This window comes from Psychrobacter sp. CX18 (assembly GCF_057396215.1).
In genome coordinates this window covers 128,877-154,420 of the sequence record NZ_JBXYJH010000005.1, presented here as the reverse complement: position 1 = coordinate 154,420, position 25,544 = coordinate 128,877, and the positions used below count along the sequence as shown (strand labels likewise).

General features: G+C 41.2%; 20 protein-coding genes. 8 read left to right on the top strand and 12 right to left on the bottom strand.

Annotated elements, in window-relative coordinates:
• Window positions 1-50: 50 nt before the first annotated feature.
• The 3 genes from AC2SLT_RS05870 to AC2SLT_RS05860 form a co-directional block, all read right to left on the bottom strand.
• Complete coding sequence (locus tag AC2SLT_RS05870; RefSeq protein ID WP_486546703.1) at window positions 51-3,284, bottom strand: efflux RND transporter permease subunit; 3,234 nt, start codon at window positions 3,282-3,284, stop codon at window positions 51-53.
• Between the two features lie 29 nt (window positions 3,285-3,313).
• Window positions 3,314-4,735 (bottom strand): efflux RND transporter periplasmic adaptor subunit, encoded by a 1,422-nt coding sequence (locus AC2SLT_RS05865; protein ID WP_486546702.1) that lies wholly within the window; start codon window positions 4,733-4,735, stop codon window positions 3,314-3,316.
• A gap of 562 nt (window positions 4,736-5,297) precedes the next feature.
• Window positions 5,298-6,227, bottom strand: coding sequence for a polyprenyl synthetase family protein (locus AC2SLT_RS05860; RefSeq protein ID WP_486546826.1), 930 nt, complete (start codon window positions 6,225-6,227; stop codon window positions 5,298-5,300).
• Window positions 6,228-6,936: 709 nt separating this feature from the next.
• Here AC2SLT_RS05860 and rplU point away from each other — a divergent pair.
• From rplU to AC2SLT_RS05840, 4 genes are all read left to right on the top strand, one after another.
• Window positions 6,937-7,248 carry a 50S ribosomal protein L21 gene (gene rplU / locus AC2SLT_RS05855; protein ID WP_486546700.1) on the top strand — a complete coding sequence of 104 codons (312 nt, stop codon included), beginning with the start codon at window positions 6,937-6,939 and terminating at the stop codon, window positions 7,246-7,248.
• Window positions 7,249-7,419: 171 nt separating this feature from the next.
• A complete protein-coding gene (gene rpmA / locus AC2SLT_RS05850; protein ID WP_486540789.1) occupies window positions 7,420-7,677 on the top strand; it encodes a 50S ribosomal protein L27 in 258 nt (85 codons plus the stop codon).
• A gap of 529 nt (window positions 7,678-8,206) precedes the next feature.
• Entirely contained in the window at window positions 8,207-8,869 is a 663-nt protein-coding gene (gene lolA / locus AC2SLT_RS05845; RefSeq protein ID WP_486546825.1) for an outer membrane lipoprotein periplasmic chaperone LolA, read from the top strand.
• Between the two features lie 298 nt (window positions 8,870-9,167).
• Window positions 9,168-9,815, top strand: a complete 648-nt coding sequence (locus AC2SLT_RS05840; protein ID WP_486546699.1) for a TetR/AcrR family transcriptional regulator — start codon at window positions 9,168-9,170, stop codon at window positions 9,813-9,815.
• A gap of 30 nt (window positions 9,816-9,845) precedes the next feature.
• Here AC2SLT_RS05840 and AC2SLT_RS05835 read toward each other — a convergent pair whose 3' ends face one another.
• From AC2SLT_RS05835 to AC2SLT_RS05825, 3 genes are all read right to left on the bottom strand, one after another.
• A complete protein-coding gene (locus AC2SLT_RS05835; RefSeq protein WP_486546698.1) occupies window positions 9,846-10,649 on the bottom strand; it encodes a radical SAM protein in 804 nt (267 codons plus the stop codon).
• 352 nt (window positions 10,650-11,001) lie between these two features.
• Window positions 11,002-11,823 (bottom strand): 2,3,4,5-tetrahydropyridine-2,6-dicarboxylate N-succinyltransferase, encoded by an 822-nt coding sequence (gene dapD / locus AC2SLT_RS05830; protein ID WP_486546697.1) that lies wholly within the window; start codon window positions 11,821-11,823, stop codon window positions 11,002-11,004.
• A 250-nt stretch (window positions 11,824-12,073) separates the two neighbouring features.
• Entirely contained in the window at window positions 12,074-12,994 is a 921-nt protein-coding gene (locus AC2SLT_RS05825; protein WP_486546696.1) for an alpha/beta fold hydrolase, read from the bottom strand.
• Window positions 12,995-13,450: 456 nt separating this feature from the next.
• On the opposite strand from AC2SLT_RS05825, the gene AC2SLT_RS05820 reads away from it, so the two are divergent.
• From AC2SLT_RS05820 to AC2SLT_RS05810, 3 genes are read left to right on the top strand one after another with little or no spacing between them, the layout of a single operon-like run.
• Window positions 13,451-14,491 (top strand): TAXI family TRAP transporter solute-binding subunit, encoded by a 1,041-nt coding sequence (locus tag AC2SLT_RS05820; RefSeq protein ID WP_486546695.1) that lies wholly within the window; start codon window positions 13,451-13,453, stop codon window positions 14,489-14,491.
• A 34-nt stretch (window positions 14,492-14,525) separates the two neighbouring features.
• Window positions 14,526-15,086 (top strand): DUF1850 domain-containing protein, encoded by a 561-nt coding sequence (locus AC2SLT_RS05815; RefSeq protein WP_486546694.1) that lies wholly within the window; start codon window positions 14,526-14,528, stop codon window positions 15,084-15,086.
• Window positions 15,049-17,130, top strand: a complete 2,082-nt coding sequence (locus AC2SLT_RS05810; RefSeq protein ID WP_486546693.1) for a TRAP transporter permease — start codon at window positions 15,049-15,051, stop codon at window positions 17,128-17,130. The genes AC2SLT_RS05815 and AC2SLT_RS05810 overlap by 38 nt, the downstream gene beginning before the upstream one ends.
• A 394-nt stretch (window positions 17,131-17,524) precedes the next feature.
• On the opposite strand, the gene lipA is transcribed toward AC2SLT_RS05810, so the two are convergent.
• From lipA to AC2SLT_RS05795, 3 genes are all read right to left on the bottom strand, one after another.
• Window positions 17,525-18,568, bottom strand: coding sequence for a lipoyl synthase (gene lipA, locus AC2SLT_RS05805; RefSeq protein ID WP_486546692.1), 1,044 nt, complete (start codon window positions 18,566-18,568; stop codon window positions 17,525-17,527).
• Between the two features lie 471 nt (window positions 18,569-19,039).
• Window positions 19,040-19,435 (bottom strand): carboxymuconolactone decarboxylase family protein, encoded by a 396-nt coding sequence (locus tag AC2SLT_RS05800; RefSeq protein ID WP_486546691.1) that lies wholly within the window; start codon window positions 19,433-19,435, stop codon window positions 19,040-19,042.
• A gap of 420 nt (window positions 19,436-19,855) precedes the next feature.
• Window positions 19,856-20,005 carry a hypothetical protein gene (locus tag AC2SLT_RS05795; protein WP_486546690.1) on the bottom strand — a complete coding sequence of 50 codons (150 nt, stop codon included), beginning with the start codon at window positions 20,003-20,005 and terminating at the stop codon, window positions 19,856-19,858.
• Window positions 20,006-20,146: 141 nt separating this feature from the next.
• Between AC2SLT_RS05795 and acnB the strand changes: the two genes are divergently transcribed.
• A complete protein-coding gene (gene acnB / locus AC2SLT_RS05790) occupies window positions 20,147-22,750 on the top strand; it encodes a bifunctional aconitate hydratase 2/2-methylisocitrate dehydratase (protein ID WP_486546689.1) in 2,604 nt (867 codons plus the stop codon).
• Window positions 22,751-22,883: 133 nt separating this feature from the next.
• Here acnB and AC2SLT_RS05785 read toward each other — a convergent pair whose 3' ends face one another.
• The 3 genes from AC2SLT_RS05785 to AC2SLT_RS05775 all read right to left on the bottom strand — a co-directional run bounded on the left by AC2SLT_RS05785 (window position 22,884) and on the right by AC2SLT_RS05775 (window position 25,367).
• The gene (locus tag AC2SLT_RS05785) at window positions 22,884-23,111 is read right to left on the bottom strand and encodes a hypothetical protein (protein WP_486546688.1); all 228 of its coding nucleotides are present in this window, start codon (window positions 23,109-23,111) and stop codon (window positions 22,884-22,886) included.
• Window positions 23,112-23,292: 181 nt separating this feature from the next.
• Window positions 23,293-24,093, bottom strand: coding sequence for an enoyl-CoA hydratase/isomerase family protein (locus tag AC2SLT_RS05780; protein ID WP_486546687.1), 801 nt, complete (start codon window positions 24,091-24,093; stop codon window positions 23,293-23,295).
• Between the two features lie 212 nt (window positions 24,094-24,305).
• A complete protein-coding gene (locus AC2SLT_RS05775) occupies window positions 24,306-25,367 on the bottom strand; it encodes a threonine aldolase family protein (RefSeq protein ID WP_486546686.1) in 1,062 nt (353 codons plus the stop codon).
• Between the last annotated feature and the right edge of the window lie 177 nt (window positions 25,368-25,544).

Below are 25,544 nucleotides of genomic sequence, written 5' to 3'. Positions count from 1 at the left end.
TGCACTCGCGTTTCGATTATTTTTAGTCATCTGTAAAAGTGAAGAGGTCCTCATTGAGTATTGTCTCCAAAATTCGATGGGGTAGTGGTGACGACAGCGCCGTTCTGCTCGGGTAGTGATGTCCCTTTGTCTAGATTTTTCGGGTTACTATGAGAGTCACCATCGCCAGAATTATTTATTTTGAATATAGAGCGAACCCAAACATAGAACATCGGAATAAAGAAAATACCTAAAAAGGTCGCTGTTAATACGCCGCCAACGACACTAGTACCAATGGCATTTTGACTACCAGCGCCTGGCCCTGTCGCTAAGTATAAAGGAACAACACCAAATCCGAAGGCAAGTGACGTCATAATGATAGGACGCAACCGCTGCCTTGCGGCTGTCATTACCGCTTCTCGTAAGGTGTAGCCTTCTTCTTGGTGATCTTTGGCAAACTCAATAATTAAGATGGCGTTCTTAGCGGACAAGCCTACCACGGTGAGTAAGCCTACCTGCAAGTATATATCATTTGCAAAGTCTCTAAACCAAGTGAATAAAACAGCACCTAATACCCCTAATGGTACCACTAATAGCACAGCAAATGGTATAGACCAGCTTTCGTATAATGCGGCTAAACATAAGAACACAACTAAAATTGAAAGGGCATATAGTATAGGGGCTTGAGCACCTGATTTTTGCTCTTCAAGGGACATACCTGTCCATTCTAGTCCAACACCTTCTGGAAGTTGATTGACCATTTCCTCCATAGCCGCCATGGCCTCTCCAGTACTTAAACCTGGAGCTGCATTACCTTGAATATTCATAGATGGCAAGCTGTTATAGCGGTTTAATTGAGGGGAGGCATATGCCCACTCGCTGCTTGAGAATGCATCAAAAGATATCATTTGACCAGAGTCATTACGCACATACCACTTATTGATATCTTCAGGATTGGTACGACTATCAGGTTCGCCTTGTACAAATACCCGCTTAATACGACCTCTATCTACGAAATCATTAACGTAAGCTGAGCCCCACGCTGTCGAAATAACACTGTTTATAGACGACAGTGATAATCCATAAGCAGCGGCTTGTTCTTGATCAATATTTACTTTTAATTGAGGGGCATCTTCTTGACCGTTCGGGCGAACCCCAGTGACTTGATCACTTTGGGCCGCCATACCAATAAGCTGATTTCGTGCGGCAAGTAGCCCTTCATGACCGATATTACCAACGTCCTGTAGCATCATGTCAAAACCACTGGCATTGCCAAGCTCGGTAATTGCAGGGGGTACGATAGCAAACACCTGCGCTTCATTAATCTGGGTGAAAAAATAGCCCATCGCTCTTTTGGAGACAGCTTGCGCAGAGTTTTCAGCTCCTGTACGGTTTTCCCAATCGGATAATCGGATAAAGGCAAGTCCCATATTTTGACCTTGACCTGCAAAGCTAAATCCTGCAATAGTAAACACCGCATCGACATTATCCGGCTCTTCGCTGTCATAATAGCCTCGGACTTTATCCAATACTTGTTGGGTGTCATCTAAGGTTGAACCGGCAGGAAGTTGAACGAGGGTAATCATAATCCCTTGGTCTTCTTCAGGTAAAAATGAGCCGGGAATTCGCAGAAATATAGCAGACATTAGACCAATAATGGCCAGATAACCTAGTAAATACAACCATTTAACGTTGATGCTTTTACCAATAAAGCTTTCGTATGAATGACTTAATTTTTCAAACGAGCGATTGAACCAACCGAAAAAACCCGTTCTTTTATGAGATTTATCATGGTTTTTATTACGTTTTAATAAAGTAACACACAACGCAGGGGTAAAGACTAACGCTACGATAGCAGACAGTACCATACTTGTGATTAGGGTAATGGAGAACTGACGATAAATAACCCCTGTTGAGCCGCCAAAGAATGCCATGGGTACAAATACAGCGGATAAAATCAAGGCGATACCAATAACCACTTTACTGATCTCAACCATAGATTTAATGGTGGCATCTTTGACGGATATCTCTGGATATTCCTCTAAGATACGTTCTACGTTTTCCACCACAACAATGGCATCATCGACCAAAAGACCAATGGAGAGAACCATAGCAAACATGGTCAAAACGTTTATGCTAAAGCCTGCCATATAAAGTACGGCAAAAGTACCTAACAAGACAACGGGTACGGCCAAGGTTGGGATAAGGGTTGCTCGCCAATTCTGTAGGAATAAAAACATAACCACGAATACTAACGCGATCGCCTCTATAAGCGTTTGCACAACCTGCTCAATGGACAGCTTCACAAATGGCGTCGTGTCATAAGGGACGACCGTTGTCAATCCAGGTGGGAAGTTCGCTTCCAGTTGCGCCATACGCTCACCAACTAGGGTTCTGGTCTCAAGAGCGTTAGACCCTGGCGCCAGTGAAATACCAAGACCGGCTGATTCTTTACCATTATATAGCGCATTGGTACTATAATTTTCACTACCAAGCTCTACTTTTGCCACATCGCCAACTCGAACCTGAGCACCAGAACTGTCCGTTTTCAGTAAGATATTACTAAACTCTTCAGGCGTTTGTAGATAACTTTGAACAGTAACCGTGGCACTGATCACCTGTTCTTCACTGTTTGCGGGCGCCTGACCTAGCTGTCCTGCTGATACCTGAGCATTTTGCGCACGAATGGCATTGACCACATCGCTAGGCACAAGGTTATAGCTACGTAGACGCGCCGGATCGAGCCAAATGCGCATGGCATAAGAAGACCCAAATAAGCGCACCTCACCCACACCTTCTACACGGCTAATTTGATCAACAATGTTGGAGGCGACATAGTCCGCGATATCTACCCGATCCATACTGCCATCTTCAGAAATAAAGGCCTGTACCATCAAAAAACTACTGGAAGATTTGTTGACATTAACCCCTTGCCGCTGAACGGGCTCAGGTAGTGAACTCATCGCCGATTGCAGCTTGTTTTGAACTTGAACTTGGGCGGTATCAGGATCTGTACCATTCTCAAACGTTAAGGTTACCGAACCACTGCCATTTGAAGAGCTTGTTGAGGACATATACATCAGTCCGTCAAGCCCTTTCATACGCTGTTCAATAACTTGAACGACTGTGTCTTCAACAGTTTGGGCATTGGCGCCCGGATAGTTGGCACTGACATTAATAGTTGGGGGTGCAATGCGTGGATATTGCTCAATGGGTAAGTTAATAACCGAAATCACACCGACTAGCATGATTAAAATTGCAATCACCCAAGCAAAAATAGGGCGGTTAATAAAAAATCGTGACATGATTATTTCCTAGTCTGCCTATTTTTGAGTTAGTTTGCGTTTTGAGTTTCAGCTGATTGTGACGCTTTAGGAGGTGCAACAGGACCTTGTCCTTTTGGCATCGCTGATCTAGGTGCTATAGGGCCTTGAGCTGGACCGGCATTAGAACCTTTTGCGGCATTGTTAGCACCGTTACTCAATGTCGGTTGATAGGGTTTACTGACAACTTCTTGTTCAGGCTTAACTTTAGAGCCACCGATAATGACCACATTCTCGCCTGACAGTAAGCCATCAGTGACGATCCAATTGCCTTGATAAGTGCCATTTACCGTAACATTTCGGGTTTCAATTTTATTGTCTTCATTGACAATATATACTTGAGTGTCACCTTTTGGTGTACGAATCATTGCACTTTGTGGCAGCAAGACGGCGTTATTGACAACCCCTTGTATTAAGCGTGCCTGCACATACATCCCAGGCAATAGGGTTTGGTTGTCATTTTTGAATATCGCACGTAACGTCACAGAACCAGTTGATTCGTCAACTTTTGCCTCTGCTAATGACAACTGACCAATAACAGGGTAAGTGCTACCATCTTCTAATACCAACTGAACCTTACTTGAGCCGGGCTGAAGCTCACCCTTTGCTTGCTGCTGTTTAAGCTTTAGCAGATCTGATGACGACTGGCTAATATCAACATAAATGGGATTTATCTTAGAAATAGTCACCAAAGGCTCGGCTTGATTGGCATTAACCAGTGCGCCAGCGGTGACATTAGAGCGTTCTGTCATGCCATCAATAGGTGCCCTCACTATGGTACGACTGATATCTAACTCACTACTGGTTAACTGAGCGCGCGCTGTGTCGACTGCAGCTTGTGCACTACCTATATTAGCTTGAGCCTGTTGGGCGGCTGCTTGGGAGCTTGCCAAAGCAGCAGCGGCTGTTTTGACACGGGTATCCGCTTGCTGAACTTGTTGCTCAGAGATGGCATTTAAGTCTAATAGAGGACGGATACGATTTAGATCCGCTATCGCTTGCTCATACTCAGCCTCACGAGATTTAACGTTAGCAACGGCATTGTTATAACTGGCTTTAGCAGTCTCAACATTTGCAATGGCTTGTTTAACCGCTGCTTGGTTGGCATACTCATTAGACTGGTAATTTTCTGGGCTTATTTTGTAAAGAGGCTGTCCTTTTTGCACCATACTGCCTTGTTTATATCTGATCTCCTCGATGACACCCGTAATTTGAGGTCTTATATCAGCAACTTCATACGCTGCTGTACGCCCTGAAAACTCTTGCACTAAAGGCACAGACTGAAAGGTGACTGGCATAACATTCACGACAGCTGGCGGCATTTTCTGCTGCTCTGAGGCTTGTTGCGAGTCATTATTTCTGTTATCACAGCCTGCTATAAATAGGCTTGATACAGCCAAACTAACAGCGATAAAAAGAGGAGTGTGTTTCATGAAAAAACCTTATTTATGGGTCATCACAAGCATTAATTAATAGCGTAATAAGTAGGATGCGGATTGCTGATTAGAAAGATTAACCATATACCAAATCTTAAAATTAACCTATCAATAATTTAACTTATCAATAAAGGCGAGTGCGGACAGGGAGACGACTACAAACGCTACTAATGATACTCTCAATAAGTCCGAAACAGAGAGGTAATTTTATCGAAAAGGTAATACAAATATGAGTACTTTAGCAATGTAATAGTTATTGCTTGTTTTATAATTGTAAAATTCAATATTTAAAAAATAATTTCATATTCTATTTTTAAATATTGATAGAAGAACTTTTAATAGAAGAATTTAAAGCTATTATATATTACAAGTGTAAAATATAACAATTAGAAATATAACTTTCTTATTGATGCTTTCATCGCCTCGATACTTTTTAAGAAACGTTAGGTGACAGTCGTTAGATAGAAATAGGGCTTAAATAAAAAGAGACACATTTTATGTGTCTCTTTTTTATTTCTGTATCTCTTTTTTAATACTAAACTATCTACAAACTAAACGGTTAGGCCAAACGGGAGCTGGCAAGCTCAGTTAGTTGCCACAGACCTTGACTATAAATATTTTCAGGTAATTGTTTTAAGGCATGTTGAGCCAAACGTGTCTCTTCTAAAGCACGTTCACGACAATACTCTAATGCTCCAGACTCTTGAACCAGCTTGATGAGTTCATCAGGATTCTCTACTTTGCCTGTCTGTACGGCAATTCTTAAAGTGTTATATTTTGCCTCATCTTTTTCTTTATATAACTGTAGAGCAATAATGGTAGGTAAAGTTGGCTTTCCTTCAGCAAGATCGTCCCCAAGATTCTTACCCATCACCTCACTATCACCACTGTAGTCAAGAACATCGTCAATAATTTGAAAGGCATTACCAAAGTGTTGACCAAAGTCGCTAAAGGGCTGCATAAACTCAGGACGATCTTGTAAAATGGCGACCCCACAAGTTGCCATCATAAACAAGCGAGAGGTTTTGCCATCAATGATACGCATATAATCATCTTCAGTGGCCTCAGGGTTGTGCTGATGTTGTAACTGCAATACCTCACCTTCAGCAATATCACAGGTACCGTCAGAGAACAGCTTCAATAAGGGTAAGCTTTGAAAGCCTACCAATAAGTTAAAAGCGCGCGCTATCAGATAGTCACCTACCAACACGGCCGTTGGATTGTCCCACGTTGCATTAGCAGTAGGACGTCCACGCCGTAGACCTGACTCGTCTATCACATCATCATGCACTAATGTCGCAGTGTGTAGCATCTCTGTAATCGCTGCTAAATGCATCGCATTCTGCGACTGCTCATCCACACATAAGCGTGAACAAAGCAAGGTAATGAGAGGTCGCATACGTTTGCCGCCAGCATTAATAACATGTTGAGACACATTCATGACCAACTGAACTTTTGAGTTTAAGCTACCAAAAACCTGCTTATCCATAATCTCAAAGTCATTGGCAATAATTTGTTGTATATCGGAATAGGTTAGTGTAGCAGTAGGGGAGGAGCTATTGGTATTATGACTGCTATGATCTTTGTAATTTATATCATTAGTGCTAGTAGTATTATTACTGGTACTACGATTTGAGGACATATCGGTATTTAATGAGGTCATATTATTATCAACTAAAATTAAAATAATTGAAAAGCTGTATGTTATGGAAGATTATAAAGCTTTATAAAATTAGGTATGCTTATTTAAGGATTAAACTCATGAGTGCAACCTAATTGGATTTAACAGATAAAGGTTATTTATCAGATAAGGTTTTGTAAGGCCAATGATGAGTATTGAACAGGGCAGCCAACTAAGTCAACCTTTATATGAACTGACTTTTTTAAATGAACTGTAAGCTGAATAATAACATAGCCTTAATTTGCAATCATCCCTTGCAATTTATTGAATAAATGCGTAGAATTCCGTCTTCATATTCAAAGCTAATGACAATGAGTTAAATGCTATTACAATAGAGGTGATTTTCTCTATTAACAGTATTCAATTGTTTGATGGCTATTTTTCTGTAACTTTCCCTGTCGTGACCGTTGATCAGGCAAAAGCTGAAGTGTCATTAAATTGTGAAGTAACCTTTTTAAAACTGGGTTAACTTTGCAAATTTAAGGACCACGGCACACGGGTTAAACGGAGTCATAAGATGTACGCAGTTATTAAAAGTGGTGGTAAACAACACCGTGTAAGCGTTGATGAGCTACTAAAAGTAGAGCTTCTTAAAGCTGAGCAAGGCGAAACGATTAAAATTGATGATGTTTTAATGGTTGTTGATGGCGATAATTATAAAATCGGTCAACCCGTTGTTGAAGGCGCAAGTGTTGAAGCTGAAGTGGTAGAGCACGGACGTGGTAAAAAAATCCGTATCGTTAAGCATAAACGTCGTAAGCATTATCATAAAGAGCAAGGCCACCGTCAGTGGTATACATTGCTTAAAATTAAAGCGATTAATGCTTAATAGCTGCTTAATAGCTGGTTGTCACCTTTACAGATATTCGGATACCATTTTTAATAGATAATAGTAACAGATATTATTTTACAGCACTTGATAAGTGATTTATGATGAGTTATTCGTAATATTCTGGTTAATATAAAGTTTTATAAATTAGTCTCAGTAAGGAGATTTCTCATGGCACATAAAAAAGCCGCTGGTTCAACTCGTAACGGTCGTGACTCTAACCCAAAAATGCTTGGTGTAAAAGTATTTGGTGGTCAAGATGTTGTGGCTGGTAATATCATTGTCCGTCAACGTGGTACTGAATTTCACGCTGGTACTGGCGTAGGTATGGGCCGTGATCATACTTTATTCGCTTTAACGGATGGTGTGGTTAAGTTCGACACAAAAGGTAAATTTAACCGTCGTTATGTTTCTGTTCAAGAAGCCTAATAACTAACAGGTTTAGTTTTTTAAAATGAAACTCGGTGACTTTATTTAGGTAATTTTATTTAGGTAACTATTTAAATGTCCCGTCCTAAAACACGTTGATTGTTTTAAAAGCCCTGATAGAAATATCAGGGCTTTTTGACATTATCATGATTGCAAATAGGTTGATTTAAACTTATTTCAAAATAATACTAGCCAAACTTTATGGCTATTTATCACAGATTAATGTCTCAAAAATCCGTTTATGACATAAAAGGTGAATTTTAAAGCGGAGTGTATAACTGTGTAACAAGCCAGAAGTTTTTTTTGCAATAATCGTCTAGTCACGTAATAAAAGAAGTGGCACACTAGTTAGCAAGTTAAACACTTAGTTAGATAATTTATTTTTACTCTATTACCTCTATCTTGAGGTAAGTCATACTTTAAGGAAAATCCAATTATGCTAAATAATTTAAAAAATACTATGCAAACCCCGACAAAATCGAATCATTCAAAATCAAATAATAAAGTAACGCCTATCTTAAAAACAGTGATGGGCACAGCATTGTCTGCATCGCTTATATTGGGTATGCCGATGATGGCGATATCACAAGCTGCTCAGGCGGCTAGCGCTGCAGATAATCTAACCGCTGCTAAACGTCTCAATACATTACTTAGTGCAACGAAAAGTATGACTGCTAATTTTACCCAAACTACCAAAGGGGCAAATGGTAATCAAAGTAGATTAAGTGCAAAAAATGGGACATTCTCAGGAAATATGAGCTTGCAGCGTCCAAATAACTTCCGCTGGAATATTACCTCTCCATTTGAGCAATTAATAGTAACCGATGGTAGTGCATTATGGGTGTATGATAAGGATTTAGAACAAGTTACTAAACAAAGTGCCAGTCAGCAGTTAGGGGATACGCCAGCCTTATTGTTATCTGGTGATCCAAGTAAAATTGCTCAAAACTTTAAAATTACTCAACCGAATGCGAGCAAAAACTACTATGTCTTATATCCTAAAAGTAGTGCTGGTAACTTTAAAAGCTTATCAGTAAGCTTCAATGGGGGAAAGCCGGTGATGATGGTGTTGAACGATTCTTTAGGGCAGGTAACGTCGATCAAATTTAACAATGTTAAAATGAATACCAGCATTCCAAGTAGCCAGTTCAAATTCACACCTCCTAAAGGCGTCGATATCATTAATCAGTAAAACTAAGTTTGCCTATGATTGTTATTCATAAACAGTAACTTGAAATCAGTAACTTAAAATAGTAAATTAAAACAGTAATTTTATAAAGTTACGTAATCAGTCCCAAGAAGTTTAAAAATCCCAAGCAACCTGCTTGGGTTTTTTTGTGCTAAGAGTGACCTAAGAGTTTTTAGTCACAAGGCACGTTAAGAGTAAAGATTACACCGTTAGTTATTGCTATAATCATAAGTTGTGATTCATTAACACAAGATTTAGCAACCAACATTGAGTATGGGTAGAAAGTCAGGACTGAAAAAAGATGACCATAAAAGTCGAAAAACGATCCGAACAAAAACGTTCAAAACAAACCAAGTGTAAGATTCTTAAAGCAGCAATTTCTGAATTTTCTACTGCAGGTTTTGAAGGGGTGTCAACGAGATCGATAGCCAGTCAGGCAGGGGTTAATCATACTTTAATTACTCATCATTTTGGTTCTAAAGAGGAGTTATGGAAGGCTGCTGCCAAAGCCATATTCGATACCTATACAGAACAGTCAAAAATACGACTTAAGGAGTTAGGGGAGGTTGATCAATATGAGGTGGTTCGTGAACTTCTCAAACATTATGTAGAATTTAGCGCCGAGTTCCCTGAGTTTCATCGGTTTATGATTCAAGCAAATCGAGGAGATTTAGCTTTGTTAAATTGGTTTACTGACGAATATATCAGTCCTTACTCGGATACAGAGCTCGATATATTAAAGCAAGCTCAAAGGTTAGGCTTGATACCCAAAGGGGACAGCTTGCATATACGTTATTTATTTATTGGTGCGGTTACCTCTATTTTTACCTTTGCCCCTCAATATAAGAGATTGTCAGGCACTGACCCCTTTTCTAAAGCGGTAGTCGATAAGCATATTCATTATATTATGACTTTATTTAATACAGATCAGTCACTGGATAAAGAATAGCATTGTAAATCACCTTATTAACCTATCACATCATTTACCTTTCGCATCAGCCCAAATGATCTTGTGTAGTTGTAATTGCAACCGCACCGGTAACGCATCTGCTAAGATCCATTCTGCTAACTCACGAGCTAAATTCGGCACCTCTACATTAGGGCTAGTATTTTTATAGCCATCACTATCGCCAACAGTAATATCATCATCACTAGTAGAATCATAAACATTGAACATCGGTGAAAACCAAACCGTACCGACCTTTTTATCAAGCTCGTATTGAGCTAATTTCTCTTTCGCCCAGTCATAGTCATGCCGGTTCATAATCACAAATTTAAGTTGATCATGCTGCGTCAGATAGTTCAAATTGAACCATAAGTTTTTATCGGCCTCACCACTACTTGGCGTTTTGATATCCATCACCGTACTGACTTCATTTGGCACTTTAGCGATAGATAATGCGCCAGCCGTCTCGAGTGAAATTTCATAATCATCGTTAAGTAATCGATGTATTAAGGCGATGCAATTAGGCTGAGCTAAAGGCTCACCACCGGTTATACATACCCGCTTACATGGATACTGAGCAATATCCTCTACAATGGCATCAAGGGATAATCTCTCCCCACCCGTGAAGGAATACGTAGTATCACAATAGACACAGCGCAGAGGACAACCTGTTAAGCGGACGAACACCGTCGGCAATCCTGAGGTTAGTGCTTCTCCTTGCAAAGAGTAGAATATCTCTGTCATACGCAGACCTGACTCTGGATCAGTTACTGGAATGGCTGTATTGCGTAGGTTTGGGAATACCGTTTTTTCACTCATAGGCTCATTGTCAGTCATAAGGATATGCCTTTAAAGGGATGCGATACTGATACATTTTCTCAGATACGTTTTCTATAAAACAACCTATATTTTTAGACTCGGTCAGATTCATTAAACGTACTCTTTGTCGTGTTTGCACTCGTCTATTTCGATAGGTTGATTTTTAAATGGGTATTAAATAGTAGGAATAAATAGAGTTAATTAAGAATAAAAATTAATAGAGTAAATAAATATAACGAATAAGGTGCTTAGAAATTTTCTAAGCACCTTATTTAAATGTTATTAGTCTAGCCCTTCAATTTAGCTCCTTAATTCTAGCCAAATTATAAAAGCGGCTTTACGACTTATTAAACCGTTGAATCAGTTCTGATTAGGCCAGACGCAATAACTCATTTATACTGGTTTTAGAACGGGTTTGGGCATCAACTTTCTTAACAATTACTGCACAATATAAGCTGTGTGAACCGTCTTTTGATGGCAGACTACCAGAAACAACGACTGATCCAGCTGGTACACGACCATACATGATCTCACCCGTTTCACGGTCATAAATCTTGGTAGACTGACCGATATAAACACCCATAGAAATCACTGACCCTTCTTCAACAATAACCCCTTCGACGATCTCAGAACGCGCGCCAATAAAGCAGTTGTTTTCGATAATAGTTGGGTTAGCTTGCAATGGCTCTAAAACACCGCCAATACCAACACCACCTGATAGATGCACGTTTTTACCGATTTGAGCACAGGAGCCAACTGTTGCCCAAGTGTCAACCATCGCACCTTCGTCAACATAGGCACCGATATTGGTATAGCTTGGCATTAATACAACGCCTTTAGCAATAAAAGAGCCACGACGGGCTACTGCGGGCGGTACAACGCGAACACCAGCTTCTGCAAACTGTTGTTCAGTCCAATCGGCAAACTTAGTCGGGACTTTGTCATAAAACTGCAGGTGATCACCGGTTTGCATAGGGTAATTGTCATTTAAACGGAACGATAACAAGACTGCTTTTTTAGCCCACTGATTGACAACCCATTCTCCATCCTTCTTTTCAGCCACACGTAAAGTGCCATTATCCAACTGGTCTAGTACACTGTTGACAGCGTCTTTGACATCTTGGGGCATGGTGGTTGGGCTGTATTCCGCACGTTTCTCAAAAGCTTGTTCAATAATTTGTTCTAAAGACATATTTTTACCCGAAATAAGTTAATGAAAGTGAATATAAACGCAAGATAGTGTCAGGCTTTCGCGGTACATATTGTCGCTAATTTCTACTTATTTAGCAAATTAACGTGTTAGTTTTTAATAATTAAAATTTTCAATTTAGAATCTAACTCGCCCAATAACCAATAACAAGATTGAAAACCACTAAATGACACTATTATAAATGACACTATTAACGTTAATCCTATTAAAGTCAGTCTTATAAAAAAAGTGGCTATTTAAGTCGATTTTCAATCCAGTTTACAATATCTTGATAGACTTGTTGATTGTCAACTTCATGTAGTGGCTCATGGCGCATTAATGGGTAAAGCTGCTGCTCGACATGATGAAAACCCTGTTTATTTAGTCGCTTATTCAGCTTACGTATGCCTTTGCCCATATCTCCAACAGGGTCGTTTTCACCACTAATGAATAACATAGGGAAGTCGTGGTCTATGGTATCAGCCCAGTCTTTTGAGAGCCCGGTATCCATTAAGCTAAATAAAGTCCAGAAGCCATTATTGGTAAAGTCAAAGCCACAAAGCGGATCTTTTTCATAGTCAGCCACTGCCTCTGGATTGGCACATAACCATGCATATTCAGAATTGATGGATTTGCTTTTTAGTTGACTATTTAAAAGCCTGTTCATTACCTTTGAGAAGGCAGGGTTAGGACGCTTAGGTTGAACTTTATTGAGCACTTTAGACAGGGGTAAAACGACTTTAAGTAACGGATTATAGTCACTAGTGCCCATGAGAATAGCGCCTGCAAACTCACTACTGTGTACCTGTAATACATTACGGACTATAAATGAACCCATCGAATGACCCATAATAAAATGCGGCAGATCTGGGTACTGTCGCATTAAACTATTTGCCATGATGATCACGTCTTTCAGAACAGTCTGAACTGGATGCGACGGCGCAAAATAGCCAAGTTCATCCGCATTTCGAATACTATGACCATGACCGAGTTGATCATAGGTCATGACAACAATACCTTGGTCGGCAAGAAATTGTGCAAACTTATCATATCGACCTCTGTGTTCACACATGCCATGTAAAATAAGCAAGGTTGCTTTTGCCTCTTGTTCAGGCTCATACAAGGTATGATGTAACGTATGAATGTGGTCAGATGAAAGCAAAGTCTTAGCCATGATGCGTCCTTTAGAATAAGATTATGAATTAGAATCTTAGATATAAAATGATATTTTAAGAGTCCAATTTATTTATTTTTAAGTCCATTTAGCACTCTTAGTATTATCTCCATTATATAGAATACTGGCGTGATTTTGAAAAATAATACCTATCGTTAACACATAGTCTAATTCAGTCATAAATCTCGCTATAAATTAAGTGAAATTCAATATTAAAAGAGAGTCATAACATTGTAAAAATGAGAAATATTTAGTTACTAGCGGTTTAAGTTGTATCAGGATGTTAAGTTTTATGTTATAAATGTGACTATAATACATGTTAAGTCTTTCAATTGAATACTTAAAGAATGCATTTAAGATCTTTCATTCATTAAATTGTGCCTTTGCACAGTTACGATATAATCATTCATGGATCCATTTAAATGGAATTATTATCAAACTTATAAGGATATAGCTATGTCATTCACTTCTTCATTTACTAAAACTGGCACTACCAAAAAATCACTTCTAGCATCAATCATTCTACTGTCATGCCTAGGTATGACAGCCTGCACAGATAAAAACGATACAGCATCAACTGAAGGTGGCGATACAACAGCTGCTGCCTCAAGCGATAAGCTTGAAACTAAATTTGCGACGCTAGCGACTGGGGGTGCTTCAGGTCCTTACAATATAATCGGAACGTCATTGACCGAAGCCTACAACTCAACTTATGGTGTGAACTCAAAAACCCAAACTACGGGTGCTTCTGTTGAAAACATGAACCTAATTGATCAGGGCAAGGTGGAAATGGCATTTGCAATGAGTGATGTGGTTAATGATGCTGTATTGGGTCGTAATAACTTTACCGCGCCTATCACGAAAGTTCAGCAAATCGCTGCACTTTACCCTAACTATGTTCAGATTGTGACCTCTAAGAAATCAGGTATCAAAAACTTCGAAGACTTAAAAGGCAAGCGTATCGCAGTTGGTGCGCAAAACTCTGGCGTCGAGGTCAACGCCCGTAATCTACTTCAAGGTTTTGGAATGACTTATGATGACGTTGATGTGGATTATTTAGGATATGCAGAAGCTGCTGATGCCTTAAAGTCTGGTAAATTAGATGCTGCATTTTTAACGAGCGGATTACCGAACTCTTCACTGATGGAGCTAGAACAAGGTTTTGACCTTCAATTAGTGAGTATTGACCCAACTAAAGTGGCAGAAATTGCTAAAAATGAAACTTACTTTACGGCTAAGGAAATACCAGCAGGTACTTACGGTAATGAAGAGGCCATACCTACTGCCGCTATTATGAATGCCTTTGTGGTAAGCTCAGACTTATCAGAAGATGACGTTTACAAGTTAACCAAAACATTTTTTGAGAGCTTAGATAAACTAAAAACAGCCCACCAAGCAGCCGCTGATATTAGTTTAGAGACAGCGCAATCTGGGATGGTTGCACCGATTCATCCTGGTGCGAAAAAATACTACGATGAGCAAGCCGTTGCTAAATAGTAAAAGTTAGTCAATAGTGAGAGATAGTCATTTTTTGGTAAAGATAAAAGATCAGGGTAAGCAGTCTCGCTTATCTGGTCTTTTTTTTGGCATTGTAATTGCAGCTATTGTTATAGCAATAGTGTTAGGTGTAAGAGCCTTATTTTTTAAACCTTATTCCGTTGTAACGGTGCAATTTAATCAACAACAGTGTGTCATACGCGACCATTTTGACTTAAAGTGGATGCACTCCGTTGAAAAGCAATCATGGATAGAATCATATCAAGTAAAAAAAGCTCAGTTACTGTTGACGGATACTTACTTGCAAACCTTTGGGGCTGGCACGCCTTCTACTGGCACGATAGGTGAAAAAAATGAGCTTTACCCAGACTATGTTCATTATAAAGTCAATATACAACTGCCTTATTTAAATTGGATGATTTCTCGCAATATTAATGCTGAAATCATTACCGAACAAAAAACCTTACCAATTCATCAGTGGGTAACCGACTATACCAATATTTATATCTTTGCCGGGACGCAAAGTTTATGGACGCTACTACGACAGGAGTCATGCAATGAATACGCCCAACGCCGATCAAAAGATATCGTCTGATACAATAGACGCTAAGTTGTCCCAATCAGATACTCACTCTCAAATCATAGAGTCAGATGCGCCTTCAGCTGAGAAACAGCAAGAGATACTCGAGAAATTTGATCGTGAATCAATCACCCGAAAATTAAGCCATCATAAAGCAGGATGGATAATTAGTGCCATTGCGATAGCCTATGCGTTGTTCCATTTATTTATCACTTTTAACCCCATGCCAGCCTTATTGCAGCGTGCCATTCATGTTGGCGTCGGTTTTGCTCTGATTTTTGTCATTTATCCTGCCACTAAGAAATCTTCTAGAGTGAGAATTGCTTGGTATGATTGGGTATTGTTTCTCATGTCCTTATCTGGTGTCGTCTATTTGATGGCAGAATACCAAGACATTGTGACGATACGTGGTGGCATACCCAACCAATTAGATATCATCTTTGCAATCATTACGGTGCTATGTGTATTAGAAGGTACACGCCGTATTACTGGATTTATTTTACCGTTATTCGCATTGGTATTCTTAGCATACCCTTTCTTTAGCCATTTGGACTTTATGCCGGATAGATTGTTGACACGGGCTTACGATATTGGTGATATTTTTGGTCAATTATATTTAAAAACAGAAGGTCTATACTCAACAGCTATTGGCGCGTCTGTCACCTTTATCTTCTTATTTATCTTATTTGGTGCCTTTTTGTCTCGATCGGGAATGGGACAGTTATTTAACGATTTGGCTCTTGCAATAGCAGGACATAAACAAGGCGGTCCGGCCAAAGTCGCGGTGATATCTAGTGGCTTTATGGGCAGTATTAATGGGGCTGCTGTGGCGAATGTGGTGGGTACTGGTGCTTTTACCATTCCTTTGATGAAAAAAGTTGGCTATCACAAAAACTTTGCGGGGGCAGTCGAGGCGAGTGCTTCAGTGGGCGGGCAGGTATTACCGCCGATTATGGGAGCTAGTGCCTTTATTATGGCAGAGACAACAGGGGTTAAATATAGCACTATCGCTTTAGCCGCCTTACTGCCTGCGGTATTGTATTACTTAGGAGTTATTGCACAGGTCCATTTTAGAGCAGGTCGTCGCGACTTAAAAGGCATTGCCAAAGAGAGCTTACCTCGCATAAAAGATGTGATGAAAGCGCGAGGTCATATGCTATTGCCCATTGTATTTCTAGTCTTCTTATTAGGTAAGTCTGTTCCTGTAGGCTTTGCGGCTGCCTATACGATCGGTTTTACGGTAGTAATGAGTATGCTGAGAGCTGAAACCCGTATGAGCTTTAAGGATGTCCTAGGCGCGTTGGAGGATGGTACACGTCAATCATTAGCGGTGATGGCGGCTTGTGCGGTAGTAGGGATAATAATAGGCGTGGTTAGTTTAACCAGCTTTGGCTCTGTGATGACGTCATCTATTGTGACTCTAGGGGCGGGTTCGTTATTTCTAACCCTTATTTTGACGATGCTTGCGTCAATGGTACTGGGTATGGGACTGCCTTCTATTCCTGCCTATATTATCACGGCTACGATGGCGGCCCCCGCTTTAGCAGGGTTTGATATTCCTATTTTAGCGGCGCATATGTTTGTCTTCTATTTTGGTATCTTTGCAAATATTACCCCGCCTGTATGTTTGGCAGCATTTGCAGGGGCTGGTATCGCCGGTGGCGATCCGATGAAGACAGGCTTTCAGTCGTTAAGACTGGCATTGGCAGGATTTATCGTGCCGTTTATGTTTATTTATAATCCGACGATGTTAATGATTGACCCTGCTGGATTAGCGGTTACTGCTAAAGAGTTTCCTTTACCGCCAATCATTGAGATCGTGACCGTGGTCTTTACTTCGGTAACAGGTGTTATAGGTCTGAGTGCCGCTGTTGAAGGCTACTTTAAAGGCCCAATGAATTCCATTACCCGACTGATACTGGCCGTTGGCGCTATACTGCTCATTTATCCTGAATTAATGACGGATATTATCGGAGGGGTAATTGTGGTCGGTATTTTTGTGATGAATAGTATGGCCAATAAGGACAAGCAAAAGCCGGTGATGGTGACAACGATTTAACGCTCGGTTGGTTTACCATTAATGCTAAAAAGCAACCTATCGAGGCTTATCGAGGAAGGTAAGTACAAACGTTATAAATTATAAATTGTCGTTGTTGCGGTTAAAGACAAAGAGATCTAATACTCAAGTATTAGACCTCTTTAACTTTAATTAGTGCTTATCAGCAAATCGTGTAAATTTGACTATGAACGTTGAGCTAAAAGCGGTTTAGCCCAGATTGAAGCGGATATACTGCTTGGGTGAGCAAGTTGCAGGGGCTTAGGATGTACTGACTCGCGAAGCAGGAGACAGTACATACGTTAGCCACCTGCCTTGCTCACCCAAGGAGATAGTAGCGTAAAGCTGGATCAGCTCCACATATATGCTAGTTAATAGTTAAAACTTCATTTTAGCGCTAGCAGCCAAGTTTACCTTCTGCCTCTAATGCTTTTTTACTGCGTATTGGGGCAGGGCAGTCCTCGCCATAGAACTGACGGTCGGCAAAATAGCTTGAGCGAACCATAGGACCGGCCCAAATACTAAAGAAGCCAATCTTTTTGCCGTAGTCCATGTAGCGTTGGAATTCATCAGGATGCACATAGCGGTCGACAGGGGCGTGGTTTTTACTAGGCTGTAAATATTGGCCAATGGTAATCATGTCAACATCGTGAGCTTTTAGGTCATCTAGTAAGGTGTAAACCTCTTCTTCGGTTTCACCCAGTCCCACCATAAAGCCACATTTGGTCGCAATATCTGGGCGACGGGCTTTGTATTGTTTGAGCAAATCTAGTGAGTGCTGATAGTCTGAGCCTGGGCGGAATGCCTTATACAAACGAGGTACGGTTTCGATATTATGGTTGAATACATCTGGCGCGGTCTCGGTCAATAAGTCGAGTGCGACCTCCATACGTCCACGGAAGTCAGGGACGAGGATTTCAATGAGACAATTTGGACTTAACGCTTTTGATTCGTTAATCACGTCGACGAAATGCTGAGCGCCGCCATCTTTTAAGTCATCTCGATCAACCGAGGTGATAACCGCATACTTAAGACCTAAGCCTAAGATGGTTTCGGCGGTATGGCGTGGCTCATCTTTATCTAACTCATTAGGACGACCGTGTGCCACATCACAAAATGGGCAACGACGGGTACAGATATCGCCCATAATCATAAAGGTTGCGGTACCATCGCCAAAGCACTGAGGTAGGTTAGGGCAGGCCGCCTCTTCGCAAACGGTGTATAGCTTTTGTTTGCGAAGGGTTTTCTTGATACGGTCAACTTCCGCTGGCGAGGACATTTTTACCCGAATCCAGTCAGGCTTTTTCGGCGCTTCAACGGTGGGAATGACCTTAATTGGGATGCGCGCAACTTTGTCATAGCCACGAAGTTTCTCACCTTTTACTGCTTTTTTGGGCTTAGGTTTGGCCTCTGGTACGAAAGTTTCTACTGTTGTCGTCATAATCAGCTTCTGTCCCAACCCTTGCGAGAGTTTGTCAAATCTATGGCAATGACTCGCAAGGGGTTTCTTAGTCGAATGAATAATAGAATTGGTGGGTTATTATATCAGATATGAGGTTTAAATCGGATACTTCAACGTATCAACTGTGTTGAATGGCGCTGAGTGTATCTAGTATTTGTCTAGTGTCTGACTAAATTAATCAAACTATTATTTTCTTTAACCTTTATCCTTCATAAATTTTACCTTTATTATGCAATCTATTGAAAGATACTATAAGGGGTGGCAAGTCCTCCTTTTTCAAAGGGGGATTTTTACTGAAAATCCATCCCCAACCCTTCCTTTGAAAAAGGAAGGGAGCTAAACCTTGCAAAAGCTACAACTTATACTTTAAGTTGAGATTGGCATTTCTGTATGCCTTTTTAGAGCGACTAATTAAATATTACCCTTATTCTTTATGATTCATTAAGCATCTTACTCTTTATCCAGATCAATGCCCATCTCCTCCAAAGCGGCAATGGCGGCACGAAATGCTTCTTGCGTTGCAGGGGCACCACAATAGGGTAGACTGTGCATCAGGACTTCACGAATCTCTTCGACTGTTGCCCCATTATTAATCGCGCCTCTGACATGACCTTTTAATTCGTTGGGACTTTTTTGCGCGATCAAAAAGGCGAGGGTGATTAATGAGCGATATTTACGTGGTAGGATTTGATCATCTCGCCATGTGCTGCCCCAAGCGTGCTCTATAATCCAGTCCTGCAAAGGCTGGGTAAACGGCGTAGCAGCATCGAGCGAGCGTTTGACATGCGCTTCTCCCATAACCTCCGTTCTGACTTTTAGACCATTTTCATAGTTGTTGTCTGACATAGTACGGTTTCCTTAAATAAAGTGGTTTGGTTTGAGCTGTCTGGTTTGAGCGGTTTGCTGTATCAACGACTTAGTATATTTGCTTTAGAGAAGATATCAAAGAAAGAGGCTATTATAGGCAGAAGTCATTATAGACAGAATCAATTCTAGAAAAAGGAAACGTTTAAAGCTTGAATACGTAAAAAGCAGGATTAATAAATTAAGATAAAACTGACGCATTATTAAACTTTGGCTACCTTAAGTCAAAATTGACTAAAACGACTTTTTAATAGTGACATCACGTATGCTTGCGTAATTCCTAATTAACTTATTAAATATCTCCCAAAGTTATTCATTCAAAACCTCATTTTTAAAATAAATGGTGATTATGGCTTTTAATGACTCAGTCATTTTAGTTTGGTGATTAACTTTTTTGCCATTTTAGGCTATATTAGTGGCGATAGTTAAACCCACCTGCAAGGTAACGGAAGCCACCACCATTTTTGATAATATACGCTTTTTAAACGAGCATTTGGCAACGTCGCTACAAATTAAGTCGCTGATAATATCGCCAGCGAGCATGAATGGCATATTTTATAAATCCAGTAGGTATTATACAGAACTGGTTTTTGCCAAGATTTGCCAAGATTTAAGACGCCAATGCTCGTAAGCTTTATCAAACTATGTGGCAGCCCCCCAACCTGCAAATAATAATCAAAGAGGACGCTTATTGTGTTAGACGCATATCGTAAACATGTCGAAGAACGTGCCCAGTTAGGTACAGTACCTTTACCACTTTCTGAGCATCAGACTGCTGATCTTGTTGAGCTGTTAAAAAACCCACCAGCGGGTGAAGAAGAGTTCTTATTGGACTTGTTGATCAACCGTGTTCCAGCCGGTGTTGACCAAGCAGCCTATGTTAAAGCTGCCTTCTTAGCGGCTATTGTAAAGGGTGAAGCAACGTCTCCTTTGATTGATAAAAAGAAAGCAGTTGATATCCTAGGTACCATGCAAGGTGGCTATAACGTACTGCCTCTTGTTGAAGCATTAGACGATGAAGAAGTCGCTGATAATGCAGCCACTGCTTTGAAGAAAACCCTATTAGTATTCGATGCGTTTAATGACGTCACGGACAAAGCAGAAGCGGGTAACGAGAAAGCAAAAGAAATTATTCAGTCTTGGGCGGATGCGGAATGGTTCTTAAACCGTCCAGAAGTCCCACAAAAGACCACGTATACCGCCTTCAAAGTAACGGGCGAGACCAACACAGACGACTTGTCACCTGCACAAGACGCATGGAGCCGTCCTGATATCCCACTACATTCATTAGCCATGCACAAAAACTCTCGTGACGGCATTCAAGCCGACGAAGAGGGTGTACGTGGTCCAATGAAGCTGATTGATGAGCTAAAAGAAAAAGGCTATCCATTAGCGTATGTCGGTGACGTGGTCGGTACCGGTTCAAGCCGTAAGTCTGCGACCAACTCTGTACTTTGGTTAATGGGCGATGACATCCCTAACGTGCCAAACAAACGAGCTGGCGGCCTAGTACTAGGCGGCAAAATTGCCCCTATCTTCTATAACACTATGGAAGACTCAGGCGCTTTGCCAATTGAAAATGTGCAAGTTGATAACATCAACATGGGCGATATCTTTGATGTTTATCCCTATGAAGGCAAAATCACTAAGCATGATTCTGACGAAGTCTTATCAACCTTCAAGCTTAACTCAAACACCCTGTTAGACGAAGTTCGTGCCGGTGGTCGTATTCCATTGATCGTGGGTCGTGCGTTGACCAATCGTGCTCGTGACTACTTAGGTCTGCCGCATTCAGATGTATTTGCAAAACCAGAACAACCAGCTGGGTCAGATAAAGGCTTTACCCTAGCTCAAAAAATGGTTGGTAAAGCTTGTGGTATGGAAGGCGTTCGCCCAGGTATGTACTGCGAGCCTAAGATGACCACTGTCGGCTCACAAGATACCACTGGTCCTATGACCCGTGATGAGCTTAAAGACTTAGCTTGCCTTGGATTCCAAGCTGATTTAGTCATGCAGTCTTTCTGTCACACGGCCGCTTATCCAAAGCCTGTTGACGTTGAAACTCAGCACACGCTTCCTGACTTTATCATGAACCGTGGTGGTGTCAGCTTACGTCCAGGTGATGGTATTATCCATTCATGGCTAAACCGTATGCTTCTTCCGGATACAGTCGGTACTGGTGGTGACTCACATACGCGTTTCCCAATGGGTATCTCATTCCCAGCAGGCTCTGGTTTGGTGGCTTTCGCTGCCGCGACTGGTGTCATGCCACTTGATATGCCTGAATCTGTACGGGTTCGCTTCGTTGGTGAGCGTCAGCCAGGTATCACTCTACGTGACCTCGTTCATGCTATTCCATTGCAAGCGATCAAAGAAGGTTACTTAACCGTTGATAAAAAAGGTAAGATTAACGAATTCAACGGTCGTATTCTTGAGATTGAAGGCTTAGAAGACTTAACCGTTGAGCAAGCGTTTGAGCTATCAGATGCCTCAGCTGAGCGTAGTGCGGCAGGCTGTACCATCACCTTATCTGAAGAATCAGTCACTGAGTATCTAAACTCAAATATTACACTACTTAAGTGGATGATCTCTGAAGGCTATGGCGATGCCCGTACGCTAAGCCGTCGTATCGAAGCCATGCAAGAGTGGCTCAAAAACCCAAGCTTAATGCGTGCTGACGAAGATGCAGAATATGCCATTGATATGACTATTGATATGAGTCAAATCAAAGAGCCTGTGCTGTGCTGTCCAAACGATCCAGATGATGCCAAAACCTTATCTGACGTAGCAGGCGACAAGATTGACGAAGTATTCATCGGGTCATGTATGACGAACATTGGTCATTTCCGTGCCGCCGGTAAGCTGCTTCAAGAAGTACCATCAGGTAGTCTAAAAACCCGTCTATGGATTGCACCACCGACTAAGATGGATGCACGCCAATTGATGGAAGAAGGCTATTACAACGTCTACGCACAAGCGGGCGCACGTACTGAGATGCCAGGCTGTTCACTCTGTATGGGTAACCAGGCGCGTATCGCACCTAAGTCAACTGCGGTATCGACCTCTACCCGTAACTTCCCGAACCGTCTCGGTCAAGGTGCAAACGTTTACCTTGCGTCAGCAGAGCTTGCTGCGGTGGCTGCTGTACTTGGCAAACTGCCTACTAACGAAGAATATCAGCAATACGCTGGCATGCTAAACAGCATGGGCGATGAAGTATATCGCTATATGAATTTCGATAGAATGGACACCTATTCTGATGAAGCGGACAAAATTAACGTGGCACAACTGTCATAATTTGACCTTGTAGACGACTAGTTTTATTCTGCAAAAAGCCCCGTATCGAAAGATGCGGGGCTTTTTTTAGCGGTAGCGTGTGGTGTAACGAAGCGTAACCCACGGATTTCTAGATGTCTTTTACAATTCAGGTTTAGCTATAAATAGATAATTTAGTAGCTATTCTCGCCTTACGCTTGTATCTTCCAAGCTTGACGGCACAGGGGCTAGGGTTGGGGTAGTCGCTTGCTCCGCGTCGACTCCCCCAACCTAACCCCTGTAAAGCCACCAATCTTAGAAGGATACCGCTACAGTCAAGGCTAGCGGCTGACATCGCATTCTTACGATTATTGAATGATGTCATCATGTCAGTTTTTTTCACAATCAATATATATTCCATTCTCAACGCTTAACGTAGGCTGTGGCTTTGACCTAGCATTTTTGATTAAAGGTTTTGATTTGCTGGGCTAAAAGCACCAGCCTACAATGAGTTTTAATAAGTTGAGAACGGGGTAATATATTTCACAACCCATTCATTTAATAGTCAATTCATTTAATTGCCACTATTTATTATAAATGGGCTTACGCTTTTCAATAAAGGCGGTAACCCCTTCAATAAAGTCATCTGTTTTAGCCATGCGCGCTTGCTGATGGACTTCCATATCAAGGGCTTCATTAAGGCCGGTATATGCATGCACATTGAGCATATTTTTCATGGTTGCTAAGGCTTCAGAAGGTAGGGAGGCAAGGCGATTGGCAAGGGTCATGACAGCTTCTTCTAATTCCTCGCTTGGAACCACTTTATTTACTAGATGTAAGTTCGCCATATCCTGTGCGCTAATTTTATCACCCAGCATAATCAGCTCCGTGGTCTTAGCCGGACCAATCAAGGTATTTAATAAATAAACACCGCCTGCATCAGGTACTAAGCCAATGTGTACAAATGCCTGTACAAACTTAGCGTTGTCAGCGGCAATACGAAAGTCGCAGGTTAAGGCTAAGTTCATACCCGCACCAGCAACCGCGCCTTCGAGTTTGGCGATAATTGGCTTGTGAATTTTTCGCAGCATAAGACTGACTTCACCCGCACCCTCAACCATGCTTTTTAGTTTATTAGAGACCGCTTCTTTGGTGACTCCATCTGACAGCATTTCTTTGATATCGCCACCACTTGAGAAGTTGCCGCCTGCGCCTTGCAATATAATAACGCGCACCTCGTCGTTGTCTTCAGCATCTTCTAATGCTTTTAGTACACTATTTTTCATTTGAGTGCTAAAGGCGTTAAGGCTTTTTGGATCATTCAAGGTAATGGTGGCGACATTATTTTCAACACGATATATAACAAGCTCTTGAGGCTGAGTCATAGTAGTGGTCCTAGTTGGGTTTTAGGGGGTTAGATTAATGAATTTTAGCTCATTTGTCATTCGTCATTAATTATTCATCATTCATCATTCATCATTCATCATTCTATGCGCTTCACGTAGGCTGTGACCTTAGCCCAGCATAATTCATTAAAGGTCATCTCATTCTAATCAATAAAAGACAGTTAGGTATTAAGTAAAGGTGTCGCATTAGGTCAATTTTGTTTAGCAAGTTCTATAAAGCGATTCACTTGAGTCTCTGGGGTAGCCCAAGAAGTCACCAGTCGAACAATACTACGATCGTTTTCAAGCGGTTCCCATTCATAAAATTCAAACTCTGACTTCAAGGTCTCTATCACTGACTGTGGCAGTACCGCGAACACTTGATTGCTTTCGGTAGGCACAAATAGCTCAAAGCCGCAGTCCTGTAGACCGCTGGCTAGTTTCTTTGCCATAGTATTGGCATGATGACATAGCTCTAGATATTTATTATCTTTCAAAAGCACTTCAAATTGTAGTGCTAACAAATAACCTTTTGCCATTAGTCCGCCATGACGCTTCAAATAGATATTAAAATCAGTTGCGATTTTTTTATTGGGGATAATAAGTACTTCACCAAACATAGCTCCCATTTTTGTACCGCCCAACCAAAATATATCGGTCAGCTCGACAAAGTCCGCTAGGGTTATACCAGTTTTGGTGTTAGAGTTAGTGTTTTCATGGTTAGCATGAGTTGTGCTGGCAATCGCAGCACCCAAACGTGCCCCATCCATAAATAAATACATATCATGCTTACGGCAATAGTCAGATAGACTTTTTAACTCATCATAGCTATACACTGTCCCCAGCTCAGTGGCGTTTGAGATATAGACGGCTTTGGCTCTCACCACATGGGGCGCAAAAGTATGGCGTATTCTGACTTTATCTAAAGCCTCAACGGTGAGTTTGCCATCTTGAGAAGGTGCAACGATGACTTTGTGACCCGTGGCTTCGATCGCTCCTGCTTCATTTACCGCGATATGCCCAGTATCACAAGCGACAATCCCATCAATGGGGGACAGTAAGGCATCAATACACACCAAATTAGCTTGAGTACCTGTAATGCCAAAGTGTACCGCTATATCGTCATCGCCAAGTTGAGCTTGAATGTCACGGCGTACTTTTTCCGAATAGTCATCAAAGCCATAGCCTTTATGCTGTTTTAAGTGAGAGTCTTGTAGTGCGGCAATGATATCAGGATGAGCCGTTTCGCTATAATCGTTTAAAAATTGGAACATAATGGTATTTCACTCTTATTAACTTAATGACTTACTTTATATCCCATTCTCAACTCTTAACGTAGGCTATGGCTTTAGCCCAGCATTTTTGATTAAAGGTTTTGATTTACTGGGCTAAAAGCACCAGCCTACAATGAGTTTTAAGAAGTTGAGAACAGGGTTTTATATTTTAATAAC

What these genes read in the sequence shown, in the direction of transcription:
- AC2SLT_RS05780 (WP_486546687.1), bottom strand. Translation starts at nt 24,093, where the DNA reads ATGACTCAGCCTCAAGAGCTTGTTATATATCGTGTTGAAAATAATGTC.
- lolA (WP_486546825.1), top strand. Translation starts at nt 8,207, where the DNA reads ATGGGCACAGCATTGTCTGCATCGCTTATATTGGGTATGCCGATGATG.
- AC2SLT_RS05775 (WP_486546686.1), bottom strand. Translation starts at nt 25,367, where the DNA reads ATGTTCCAATTTTTAAACGATTATAGCGAAACGGCTCATCCTGATATC.
- AC2SLT_RS05865 (WP_486546702.1), bottom strand. Translation starts at nt 4,735, where the DNA reads ATGAAACACACTCCTCTTTTTATCGCTGTTAGTTTGGCTGTATCAAGC.
- AC2SLT_RS05840 (WP_486546699.1), top strand. Translation starts at nt 9,168, where the DNA reads ATGACCATAAAAGTCGAAAAACGATCCGAACAAAAACGTTCAAAACAA.
- AC2SLT_RS05800 (WP_486546691.1), bottom strand. Translation starts at nt 19,435, where the DNA reads ATGTCAGACAACAACTATGAAAATGGTCTAAAAGTCAGAACGGAGGTT.
- AC2SLT_RS05820 (WP_486546695.1), top strand. Translation starts at nt 13,451, where the DNA reads ATGTCATTCACTTCTTCATTTACTAAAACTGGCACTACCAAAAAATCA.
- AC2SLT_RS05810 (WP_486546693.1), top strand. Translation starts at nt 15,049, where the DNA reads ATGAATACGCCCAACGCCGATCAAAAGATATCGTCTGATACAATAGAC.
- AC2SLT_RS05795 (WP_486546690.1), bottom strand. Translation starts at nt 20,005, where the DNA reads ATGCCATTCATGCTCGCTGGCGATATTATCAGCGACTTAATTTGTAGC.
- lipA (WP_486546692.1), bottom strand. Translation starts at nt 18,568, where the DNA reads ATGACGACAACAGTAGAAACTTTCGTACCAGAGGCCAAACCTAAGCCC.
- rpmA (WP_486540789.1), top strand. Translation starts at nt 7,420, where the DNA reads ATGGCACATAAAAAAGCCGCTGGTTCAACTCGTAACGGTCGTGACTCT.
- AC2SLT_RS05860 (WP_486546826.1), bottom strand. Translation starts at nt 6,227, where the DNA reads ATGGATAAGCAGGTTTTTGGTAGCTTAAACTCAAAAGTTCAGTTGGTC.
- AC2SLT_RS05870 (WP_486546703.1), bottom strand. Translation starts at nt 3,284, where the DNA reads ATGTCACGATTTTTTATTAACCGCCCTATTTTTGCTTGGGTGATTGCA.
- AC2SLT_RS05825 (WP_486546696.1), bottom strand. Translation starts at nt 12,994, where the DNA reads ATGGCTAAGACTTTGCTTTCATCTGACCACATTCATACGTTACATCAT.
- AC2SLT_RS05835 (WP_486546698.1), bottom strand. Translation starts at nt 10,649, where the DNA reads ATGACTGACAATGAGCCTATGAGTGAAAAAACGGTATTCCCAAACCTA.
- dapD (WP_486546697.1), bottom strand. Translation starts at nt 11,823, where the DNA reads ATGTCTTTAGAACAAATTATTGAACAAGCTTTTGAGAAACGTGCGGAA.
- rplU (WP_486546700.1), top strand. Translation starts at nt 6,937, where the DNA reads ATGTACGCAGTTATTAAAAGTGGTGGTAAACAACACCGTGTAAGCGTT.